This window comes from Pseudomonas agronomica (assembly GCF_025917275.1).
GTDB lineage: Bacteria > Pseudomonadota > Gammaproteobacteria > Pseudomonadales > Pseudomonadaceae > Aquipseudomonas > Aquipseudomonas agronomica.
In genome coordinates this window covers 1-10014 of record NZ_JAOSHO010000161.1, presented here as the reverse complement: position 1 = coordinate 10014, position 10014 = coordinate 1, and the positions used below count along the sequence as shown (strand labels likewise).

Below are 10014 nucleotides of genomic sequence, written 5' to 3'. Positions count from 1 at the left end.
TTGGGCCTGGGCAATGGCCTGGTGCACGGCGGTGAAGGTTTCCTCGCCATTGACCAGCGCTTGATAGCTGGCCGCCACCGGATGGTATTCAGTGTTGTGGACGTACCACGGCGGGGTGCAGACGGCTTCGTTGGTGTACTTTAAGCAAATGGGTACCACGATCTCTGGCAAATTCATGGGTGAGTTTCTTCCTTTTTATTCGAGACCGTCATCAGGGCGGTAGGGCGCCTGAACTCGGGTGCACGGATTAGTCCTTAAGTCAGAAGCGAGCCTGCCCCACCCCAACGCCTTACTCCACCAACACCACCTCGCTTTTACAATTTTGGGAAATTTCCGAAGGATCCATCACTCCGCGCTGTAGGCCACAAACCCTCCAAGCCCATTCCCGCCAACAACAACCCACCAAAACCATCGGAGATTCTTGATCGCCATCAAGCGGTTCCGGACCCCTCGCTTCCTAGAATGGGCACGCCAAGCAATGAGGAAGTGACCATGTCAGATACCTTCACCAAAGGCATGGCCAGGAATATCTACTTCGGGGGAAGCATCTTCTTCTTCCTGATATTCCTGGCCCTGACCTACCACACGGAACAGACCTTTCCGGAGCGCAGCAACCAGGCGCAGTTGACGGAGTCGGTGATACGCGGCAAAGGCGTCTGGGAGCGCAACAACTGCATCGGCTGCCACACGCTGCTGGGCGAGGGCGCGTATTTCGCGCCGGAGCTGGGCAACGTGGTGAATCGGCGCGGGGGCGAGGAGGCGTTCAAGCCGTTTCTCCAGGCGTGGATGAAGATGCAACCGCTGAACGTCCCCGGTCGTCGGGCCATGCCGCAGTTCAACCTGAGCGAGCAGGAGGTCGACGACATCGCCGAGTTCCTCAAGTGGAGCTCGAAAATCAACACCAATGGCTGGCCGCCAAACAAGGAGGGCTGAGAGATGAGCATGGCTAATCCGCATCTGAAATTCGCCTCGCAGGCCGTCGCCAAACCTTATTTCGTGTTTGCCCTGATGCTGTTCCTCGGGCAGGTGCTGTTCGGTTTGATCATGGGTTTGCAATACGTGGTCGGCGATTTCCTGTTCCCGCTGATTCCTTTCAACGTGGCCCGCATGGTCCACACCAACCTGCTGATCGTCTGGCTGCTGTTCGGCTTCATGGGCGCGGCGTATTACCTGATACCGGAGGAGGCCGATCGCGAGCTGCACAGCCCGAAACTGGCGCTGTTGCTGTTCTGGGTCTTTGCCGCCGCGGGTGTGGCGACGATCCTGGGCTACCTCTCGGTGCCTTATGCGACGCTGGCGAAGTACACCGGCAATGACCTGCTGCCGACCATGGGCCGCGAGTTCCTGGAACAACCGACGATCACCAAGATGGGCATCGTGGTGGTGTGCCTGGGCTTTCTCTACAACATCGGCATGACCATGCTCAAAGGTCGCAAGACCACCGTCAGCATGGTGATGATGACCGGGCTGATCGGCCTGGCGGTGTTCTTCCTGTTCTCCTTCTACAACCCGGAAAACCTCGCCCGCGACAAGTATTACTGGTGGTGGGTGGTGCATCTTTGGGTGGAAGGCGTGTGGGAATTGATCATGGGTTCGATGCTCGCCTTCGTCCTGATCAAGATCACCGGCGTGGACCGGGAAGTGGTGGAGAAGTGGCTGTACGTGATCATCGCCATGGCGCTGATCACCGGGATCATCGGCACCGGTCACCACTTCTTCTGGATCGGCGCGCCCGAGGTCTGGTTGTGGGTCGGCTCGATCTTCTCGGCGATGGAACCGTTGCCGTTCCTGGCGATGGTGGTGTTCGCCTTCAGCATGGTGAAAAACCGTCGTCGGCATCACCCGAACCGCGCCGCTACGTTGTGGGCCAAGGGCACCACGGTCACCGCGTTCTTCGGCGCTGGCGTCTGGGGATTCCTCCATACCCTGGCCCCGGTCAACTACTACACCCACGGTTCGCAACTGACCGCGGCCCACGGTCACCTGGCCTTCTACGGCGCCTACGCGATGATCGTGATGACGCTGATCAGCTACGCCATGCCACGCTTGCGCGGCTTGGGTGAAGCGGCGGACGAACGTTCCCAGCGGCTGGAGATCTGGGGCTTCTGGCTGATGACCTTGTCGATGGTGATGATCACTTTGTTCCTCACTGCAGCCGGTGTCGTGCAGGTGTGGCTGCAACGCTGGATGACGGATGGCAGTGCCTTGCCGTTCATGGCGACGGTCGACCACCTGAAGCCGCTGTTCTGGGCGCGACTGGTCAGCGGCCTTGGGTTCCTGGCCGGGTTGTTGTGCTACTTGCTGAGCTTCCGCCAGCGTGGTCGCGCGGCGCTGCGGGCACCGGCGGCGGTGGTGCCTTCGTAGGAGCTGCCGAAGGCTGCGATCTTTTGATCTTGATTTTTCCGTGACGCTTGAGATTCAAGTGTGACGGGAAAGATCGCAGCCTCGCTTCGCTCGGCAGCTCCTACGGGCACCGTTCGACGGGGCGCTGCGGGCACCGGCGGCGGTGGTGCCTTCTTGAGAGGACACCACTGAATCTGTGGCGAGAGAGTTTTTGTGGCGAGGGAGCTTGCTCCCGCTGGGCCGGTCCGACGCCTCGGGCGCAGCAGACCCTTTTTGATGGGCGCTTCGCACCCAAGCGGGAGCAAGCTCCCTCGCCACAAGAGCAGTGCGAATCAGTCGGGTCGATAGGAGAGTAACCATGGCATTCACCCTCGAGCTGGAAGAGTGGGTCGGCAGTGTCTGGCACCGTTTCATCACGCGCCGGGCCAGTGCCGATTTTCCCGAGGCGCGGGTCGAGCTGATTCCACGGCAACGCTCGCTGCAGGTGCTGTTTCGCGCCACGGGCGGTGCCCGACATCAGGGCGTCGAAGCGGTCAGCGACCGGGATTTACTGCTGCGACGCAACCTGTTGCAGCAGATCGCCGGCACCTGCAAGCAAGTGCCGCTGGCCTGGTGCGATGGCGACAACCTGCGGCTGCCGGCGAGCCTGGCGGCGTTTCCCGATGTCGGGCTCAACGAAGAACTGTATCGCTGGCTGGCGTTGCTGGCCGCGCAGTCTGGACCGATGCGGCATTGGGGGCGGGACAACCAGCGCTGGACCCTGGCGGTGTTGAAGCGCTACCCGGCGCTGCGACCTCGTTACCGGCGATTGGTGGAGGCGCACCTGTCCTTGCGCCCTGATCCGGATTCATTGAATCCCGCCGAAGCCGCCCTCGAGCGCGCGTTGTGCCAAGCCTTGCGCGAGCCGGGCAGTGTCGAGCATTTCCCCCGCAGCGAGCGGGCGGCCTGGCCGTTGCCGTTGTGGCTCTATCCACCGCAACATCTGGCCGATCCGCAATCCGCCGACCTCGAAGAATCCGAGCAATATTTGGCGACGCCGCCCGGCGAACAGCAGGGCGGTCGCAAGCGCGCCGAACGCATCGACGACACCACCCGCGACGGTGGCCTGCTGATCGTGCGCCTGGAAAACCTGTTCAGCTGGACCGAGCACGTCGACCTGGATCGCTGGTCGGACGACAGCGAAGACCCGGACGCCGCCCGCGTCGCTGAAGACCTCGATCAACTGACCCTTTCCCGCACGCGCTTGCGCAAGGGCGGCGGCTTGAAACTCCACCTGGACTTGCCACCGGCGGATGTCGATGACGTGCCGCTCGGCGAAGGCATCCTGTTGCCGGAATGGGACTACCGCAAGCAGCGCCTGAAGGACGATTTCGTCAGCGTGCAAACCTTCATCCCGCGCGACTGTGAACCCCAGCCATTGCCCTCACGCCTGCGAGGCCCGGCCCAGCGCTTGCGTCGCCAGTTCGAACACTTGCGCAATGATCGCCAATGGCTGCGCCAGCAGACCCAGGGCTGTGAACTGGATCTGCAGGCCTGGCTGGATTTCCATGTCGAGCGCCAGCACGGTCAATGCAGCGAACGCGGGCTGTTCATGGATCAGCGCCAGACTCGCCGCGACCTGGCCTGCCTGCTATTAGCCGACCTGTCGATGTCCACCGACGCCCACCTCAATGACGAGCACCGGGTCATCGATGTGATCCGCGACAGTCTGTTGCTGTTCGGTGAAACCTTGTCGGTACTGGGGGATGATTTTGCCTTGTACGGGTTTTCCTCCTTGCGCCGGCAGAACGTGCGGATGCATGAGCTCAAGGCCTTCAACCAGCGCTACGACGACCAGACCCGGGGTCGGATCCAGGGGCTCAAGCCCGGTTATTACACGCGCATGGGTGCGGCGATCCGCCAGGCTACCCAGCGCATGGCGGGATGCAAGCGGCGGCGCAAGCTGTTGCTGTTGATCAGTGACGGCAAGCCCAATGACCTGGATCTCTACGAGGGTCGCTACGGTGTCGAGGACACGCGCCAGGCGGTGCTGGAGGCCCGACGCCAGGGGCTGACGCCGTTCTGCATCACCATCGACCGGGAAGCGGGGGATTATCTGCCGTACATGTTTGGCGCCAACGGCTACACGCTGATTCGCCAGCCCGAGCAACTGCCGCTGCGGTTACCGCAGTTGTATCGGCAGTTGACACAGGATTGAGGATTCAGGCGATGCTGCGCGGCAACCAGAAGAACATGACGATGCAGAAGATCGTCAAGCCGACGCAGAACCAGGTGAAGCGCCGCAGCCGGCGCTCACCGGCCAGCGCCGCTTCGACCGGCAGGGGCATGCCGCATTGGCGGCACTCGGTTTGGCTGATGGCATTGGCGTGTTGGCAGTACAGGCAAGTGGGCTGCGCGCTCATTCGAACTGCTCCAGGCGCGGGCGGTCGAGAATGGCGATCTGGCGACCGTCCTGGGTGATGATCTTTTCATCGATCAGGCGGCGGATGATCCGCGAGAACGTTTCCGGTTGGATCGACAGGTGCCCGGCGATCAACTGCTTGGCCATGGGCAATTCGAACTGGCTGTCGACGGTTTGCAAACGCACCAGTTGCGTGAGCAGGTAGCGCACCACGCGGTGGGTGGCGTTCTTTAGCGACAGGGTTTCGATCTCGTTGACCCGCTGGTGCAAGCGCACGCAAAGCTTGCCGAGCAGGGCGAAGGTCAGCCGGCTGTTGCTTTGCAGCAGGCGCATGTACGTGGCGTTGGACAGCCGATACAGCTGCGTCGGGCCCACGGCTTCGGCGGACGCGACGTAGTTGGGCGTGTCCATCAGCATCATGGCTTCGGCGAAGGTCTGGCGCTCGCCAATCACCTCGAAGACTTTTTCCTGGCCGTCCGGGGTCAACCGGAAGATTTTAACCGCCCCGGAGATCACGAAGTAGAACGCTTGCGCCGGTTCACCCTGGCGAAACAGCGGATCACCTTTGTCGATGTTCAGCAATTGGCTGTGGCTCATCAATTCGTCGAGCTGTTCCTCGTTCAGTGGCTCGAACAGGTGATGGCTGCGCAGAATCTGGTGATGGACGCGGTGGAGCACCATGGCGTGGATCCTTGTGGTAGCGAATAGGTGATCGGGGTCAGACCAGGCTCAGGGACAGGCCGCTGGCAAGCGCCACGACGCAGGAGAGCACGACGAACCAGGTGAGCGGCAGGACGACGGATTTCATGGATGACCCCGGAAGCAGAAGGTGATGCCGTGCTTGAGCAAGAGCCGGGCCATGCCTGGGGGCTTTGATTCATGGGGCGTTGGGGGTGGGCAGGGTAGAAATGACCCCAGGCTTGAAGGGTAGAAATCACCATGACGGGGTTGAAATGACCACACCCTGTGGGAGCGAGCTTGCTCGCGATGACGATGGATCAGTCGGCATCGATGTTGGATGTTAGGACGCTATCGCGAGCAAGCTCGCTCCCACAGGTTTCCCGATCAAGTTGCGAATGGGTTCGGCAAGCCCTTTGCAAGCTTCTGGCCGAGGCATGAGTTGCCGATGCGCCGGCTTGATCTGAGACAAGGCCCGGGCGCGTCGATAACCGATCATGCGAACCTGGATTCGGCGCACCTCGCGGGGGTTCCAGCGGGGGCAGAGGAGTGATTTATGCAAGTGCTTGACCGTCGCAAGACCATGGCGATTCCACCGCTGTGGCGATTGGCGTTCCGGCCGTTCTTCCTGGGCGGCTGCGTACTCGCGTTGCTGGTGGTGCCGCTGTGGCTGGCGGTGTTCAGCGGGCGGTTGTCAGCCTGGCAGCCGGCCGGTGGCTGGCTGGCCTGGCACCGTCATGAATTGCTGTTCGGTTTCGGCCTGGCGATCATCGCCGGGTTCCTGCTGACGGCGGTGCAGACCTGGACGGGCACGCCGGGGCTCAGCGGCAAGCGGTTGGCGGCCCTGGCGTTGGTGTGGCTGGGGGCGCGACTGGCCTGGTTGACAGACGCACCGTTGCCCTTGCTGGCGGCACTGGAGCTGGCCTTCTCCTTGGGAGTCGCCGCGTTGATGGGCCTGACGTTGTGGCGTGTGCGGCAGAAACGCAATTACCCGATCGTGCTGGTCTTGCTGTTGTTGGCTGCCGCCGATGGCTTGTCCGTGTATGGCCTGCTCCAGCACAACGAGGGTTTGCAGCGCCAGAGCGTGCTCACCGGCCTGTGGTTGGTGGCGGCGATGATGGGGTTGATCGGTGGGCGGGTAATTCCGTTCTTCACCCAGCGTGGCCTCGGTCGCGTGGAAGGCGTGGCGCCGTGGCCGTGGCTCGATCGCGTGTTGCTGGCAGGTTCAGCGCTGGTGGCGCTGTTGTATGCATTCGGTCCGGCGCTGGCGGCGAACGTCTGGGTCGGCCTGTTGTTCGCCGCGTTGGCGGTGGGCCACGGGATTCGGCTGGTGCGTTGGCATGACCAGGACCTGTGGCGGGTGCCGCTGCTGTGGTCGCTGCACCTGGCCTACGGCTGGCTGGCGGTGGCGTGCCTGGGCATGGCGCTGTGGCACGTCGGCGTGCCGGTGAACCCGAGCCTGGCGGTGCACAGCCTGACCATCGGCGCCATGGCCGGGTTGATCCTGGCGATGATCGCCCGTGTCAGCCTGGGCCATACCGGGCGCGCCCTCGAACCGCCGGCGGGCATGACCCTGGCGTTCATCCTGTTGAACGTGGCGTGCCTGAGCCGCGTGCTGCTGGTGCTGCTGTTGCCGTTCGCCGCGCTGTGGCTGGCGGGGGTGTGCTGGACCTTGGCGTTTGGCCTGTACGCCTGGCGCTATGGGCCGATGCTGCTCAAGAGCCGGGTGGATGGGCATCCGGGATGAGCCGACTGCGGGGAGGGAATCGATAAATGTATGGGCTCTTGCTGATCACCCACCTGTTGGCGGCCATCGCTTTCATCGGCACGCTATTCTTCGAGGTATTCATCTGGCATGCCGCCCGTCGGCCTTTGTCGCAGGCGGCCAGGGAGGGCGCAGATCAGGCGATTGCTCAACGCTCAAGGCACGTACTTCATGGCGTGGTGCTGGTGCTCTATGGCGCCGGCATCGCCTTGGCCTGGCAGCATCGCGGCGCATTGAGCCAGCCGTTGAGCAACAGCTTCGGGCTGTTGCTGAGCTTGAAGATCCTGCTGGCCCTGAGCATCGTCGGGCATTACGTCTGGCTGGCGTACTGGCTCAAGAGCGGCCGGCTGACACCGAACCGGGCCTGCTGGCTGCGGCGCAGTATCCTGGGGCATATGGTGTTGATCGTGGTGTTGGCGAAGGCGATGTTCTATTGGCAGTTTTAAAGCTGAAGAAAACACCGCCGAACCCTGTGGGAGCGAGCTTGCTCGCGATAGCGTCAGGTCAGCCAGCCTTGAAGTGACTGACCCACCGCTATCGCGAGCAAGCTCGCTCCCACAGGGGTAATGCAGGGGCTGAAAAATCAGTGGGCAGGCTTCATCGCATTGACGAACAACACATTGTTTTCCAGGTGGATGTGCTGCATCAGGTCGTCGCGAAACTCCACCAGCCCGCGATACAGGGCGCGCCAGGTGTTGCAGGCGTCGGCGGGCGGGGTGATCTGGTCGGTCAGGGCGAGCAGGGTTTCCAGTGCTTCACCATGCTGGTCGTGTTCATAGCGCAGCACCTGGATCGGCGCCGAGGCGCGTTCGCCCAGGCCGCGTTGCAGCATCGGGAACAACACTTGTTCTTCCTTGAGCATGTGGCCTTCGAGTTCCTGGTACATGTCCTGCAGATGATCGGCCAGGCCGTTGGGGCAACTGGCGCGTGCGCCATGAACGGTTTCGACGCGCCGGGCCAGGCGAATCAGTTCCGGCAGTTGTTCGCGATGGCGGTCGTGGTAGCGTTCGAGGATGTGGCTGATCAACAGCGCCTGGGGTTCATCGCGCCAGTCGTGGCCGCGCTCGCCGGCGGCTTGCAGGGTGCGCAGGGCATCGGCGATCAGCAGCGGGTTCAGGCCCTTGCTCAGCGCCGCTTCGCGCAAGGACTTTTGCCCGCCGCAACAGAAGTCGAGGCTGTAGTGATGGAAGGTACGGGTAGCACCGGGAATGTCGCAGGCCAGTTGGCCGAGGCTTTGTTCCAGCAGGTCGAGGCTCATCATGTTTCCTTGGGTTGAATCCCGGGAGGGACAGATGACCGCTCACGTTGCAGCCGACGTGCCAGATTCAACCCATTGAAAAACAAGCGATAAAATTTTGGCAGGGTGATTGTCACCCTGACCGTGAAGGGTCAAACGAACCCTGGAGGGTCATCACTACCATGCTGCGTGAAAGCCTGGCCGCCGACCTGATCGTCGAGCTGCCCAATGCGGTGCGATTGCAGCGCCTGGTGCAGACCCTGCGCGAATACTTCAACAGCGGCGCCGTCGGTTTGCTGCGCCTGGACGAGGACAGCCTCCGGCCGGTGGCGACCGTTGGCCTGGTCCACGAAGCACTGGGCCGGCGCTTTGTGATTGCCCAGCACCCGCGCCTGGCGGCAATCATGGCGTCGCGCGAGCCGACCTGGTTCGAGCCGGACAGTCGTTTGCCGGATCCGTATGACGGCTTGCTCGTTCATCACGTCGGCGAGCCGCTGCCGGTGCACGACTGCATGGGCGTGAGCCTGTATGTGGAAGGTCAGCTCTGGGGGGCGATCACCCTGGATGCGCTGCACGCCGGCACGTTCGACAGTCGCGCCCGGGAAGAGCTCAAGCGCTGCACCTTACAGATCGAGGCGGCGGTGCGCGTCACTCGGTTGGAGCAGGAGAACCGTAGCCTGCGGGCGTCGCGCAGTGACCCGGCGGACCTGCGCCTGCCGACCGAAGAGGGTGAAATCCTTGGCCGCAGCGAGGGACTGCAACAATTGCTCAACGAGCTGGACGTACTGGCCGACTCGGAACTGCCGGTGTTGCTGCTGGGGGAAACCGGCGTGGGCAAGGAATTGTTCGCCCGGCGGCTGCACCGCCTCTCGCGGCGCGGTCACAAGCCGCTGGTGCAGGTCAACTGCGCGGCACTGCCTGAATCCCTGGCGGAAAGCGAATTGTTCGGCCACGTCAAAGGCGCATTTTCCGGCGCCACCACCGACCGCGCCGGGCGCTTCGACGCGGCCAATGGCGGCACGTTGTTTCTCGATGAGGTCGGCGAGTTGCCGTTGAGCGTGCAGGCCAAGTTGCTGCGCACTTTGCAGAACGGCGAGATACAGCGCTTGGGAGCGGACAAGCCGCTGCACGTTGACGTGCGGATCATCGCTGCGACCAACCGGCACTTGCCCGACAGCATTCGCGACGGGCTGTTTCGCGCCGACCTGTATCACCGGTTGTCGGTCTACCCGGTGCCGATCCCGCCGCTGCGCGAACGCGGCCACGATGTGCTGATGTTGGCTGGGCACTTTCTCGAACTGAACCGCACGCGCCTGGGCTTGCGCGGCTTGCGCCTGTCGCCGGCGGCCGAACAGGCATTGCTGGCGTACAGTTGGCCGGGGAACGTGCGGGAGCTGGAGCACGTCATCAGTCGCGCGGCGCTGAAAGCGTTGAGCCGTGGCGCCAATCGCGGGGTGATCATGACCCTCGAGCCGCAGGTGCTGGATCTGGACGTCAGCGCCAGCGCTGCCGCCACCGATACGCCAGAGGAAAGGCTCGACGCTCCGTTGCGGCCCCTGAGCGTCACGGTGGACGAATGCCAGCGCCAGG

The 10014-nt window shown here is 63.0% G+C and carries 9 protein-coding genes; 6 read left to right on the top strand and 3 right to left on the bottom strand.

Annotated features, from left to right (window positions below; translation table 11 throughout):
- Window positions 1-492: 492 nt before the first annotated feature.
- The 3 genes from OC610_RS13640 (at window position 493) to OC610_RS13630 (ending at window position 4540) form a co-directional block, all read left to right on the top strand.
- Window positions 493-933: a c-type cytochrome gene (locus tag OC610_RS13640; protein WP_030137671.1), complete on the top strand. Its 441-nt coding sequence runs from the start codon at window positions 493-495 to the stop codon at window positions 931-933.
- A gap of 3 nt (window positions 934-936) precedes the next feature.
- Window positions 937-2364: a cbb3-type cytochrome c oxidase subunit I gene (locus OC610_RS13635; protein ID WP_264428320.1), complete on the top strand. Its 1428-nt coding sequence runs from the start codon at window positions 937-939 to the stop codon at window positions 2362-2364.
- A 337-nt stretch (window positions 2365-2701) separates the two neighbouring features.
- Window positions 2702-4540 carry a nitric oxide reductase activation protein NorD gene (locus tag OC610_RS13630; RefSeq protein WP_264428318.1) on the top strand — a complete coding sequence of 613 codons (1839 nt, stop codon included), beginning with the start codon at window positions 2702-2704 and terminating at the stop codon, window positions 4538-4540.
- Between the two features lie 4 nt (window positions 4541-4544).
- Here the strand turns inward: OC610_RS13630 and OC610_RS13625 are convergent, their stop codons facing one another.
- Together OC610_RS13625 and OC610_RS13620 are read right to left on the bottom strand one after the other, a co-directional pair.
- Window positions 4545-4745 (bottom strand): protein DnrP, encoded by a 201-nt coding sequence (locus tag OC610_RS13625; RefSeq protein WP_217859422.1) that lies wholly within the window; start codon window positions 4743-4745, stop codon window positions 4545-4547.
- Complete coding sequence (locus tag OC610_RS13620) at window positions 4742-5425, bottom strand: Crp/Fnr family transcriptional regulator (protein ID WP_030137667.1); 684 nt, start codon at window positions 5423-5425, stop codon at window positions 4742-4744. Before OC610_RS13620 ends, OC610_RS13625 begins: the two co-directional genes overlap by 4 nt.
- A gap of 553 nt (window positions 5426-5978) precedes the next feature.
- On the opposite strand from OC610_RS13620, the gene OC610_RS13615 reads away from it, so the two are divergent.
- On the top strand, window positions 5979-7169 hold the full coding sequence (locus OC610_RS13615; protein ID WP_264428316.1) for an NnrS family protein: 1191 nt from the start codon (window positions 5979-5981) through the stop codon (window positions 7167-7169).
- Between the two features lie 26 nt (window positions 7170-7195).
- Complete coding sequence (locus tag OC610_RS13610; RefSeq protein WP_264428314.1) at window positions 7196-7633, top strand: hypothetical protein; 438 nt, start codon at window positions 7196-7198, stop codon at window positions 7631-7633.
- A 137-nt stretch (window positions 7634-7770) separates the two neighbouring features.
- Here OC610_RS13610 and ytfE read toward each other — a convergent pair whose 3' ends face one another.
- Window positions 7771-8445 carry an iron-sulfur cluster repair protein YtfE gene (ytfE, locus tag OC610_RS13605; RefSeq protein ID WP_264428312.1) on the bottom strand — a complete coding sequence of 225 codons (675 nt, stop codon included), beginning with the start codon at window positions 8443-8445 and terminating at the stop codon, window positions 7771-7773.
- 161 nt (window positions 8446-8606) lie between these two features.
- On the opposite strand from ytfE, the gene norR reads away from it, so the two are divergent.
- On the top strand, window positions 8607-10014 hold a 1408-nt coding region (gene norR / locus OC610_RS13600; protein ID WP_264428310.1), incomplete at its 3' end, for a nitric oxide reductase transcriptional regulator NorR.

Bases quoted from the DNA above. Each gene is read 5' to 3' on its own strand.
- OC610_RS13610 (WP_264428314.1), top strand. From the start codon at position 7,196: ATGTATGGGCTCTTGCTGATCACCCACCTGTTGGCGGCCATCGCTTTC.
- OC610_RS13635 (WP_264428320.1), top strand. From the start codon at position 937: ATGAGCATGGCTAATCCGCATCTGAAATTCGCCTCGCAGGCCGTCGCC.
- OC610_RS13615 (WP_264428316.1), top strand. From the start codon at position 5,979: ATGCAAGTGCTTGACCGTCGCAAGACCATGGCGATTCCACCGCTGTGG.
- ytfE (WP_264428312.1), bottom strand. From the start codon at position 8,445: ATGAGCCTCGACCTGCTGGAACAAAGCCTCGGCCAACTGGCCTGCGAC.
- OC610_RS13620 (WP_030137667.1), bottom strand. From the start codon at position 5,425: ATGGTGCTCCACCGCGTCCATCACCAGATTCTGCGCAGCCATCACCTG.
- OC610_RS13625 (WP_217859422.1), bottom strand. From the start codon at position 4,745: ATGAGCGCGCAGCCCACTTGCCTGTACTGCCAACACGCCAATGCCATC.
- OC610_RS13640 (WP_030137671.1), top strand. From the start codon at position 493: ATGTCAGATACCTTCACCAAAGGCATGGCCAGGAATATCTACTTCGGG.
- OC610_RS13630 (WP_264428318.1), top strand. From the start codon at position 2,702: ATGGCATTCACCCTCGAGCTGGAAGAGTGGGTCGGCAGTGTCTGGCAC.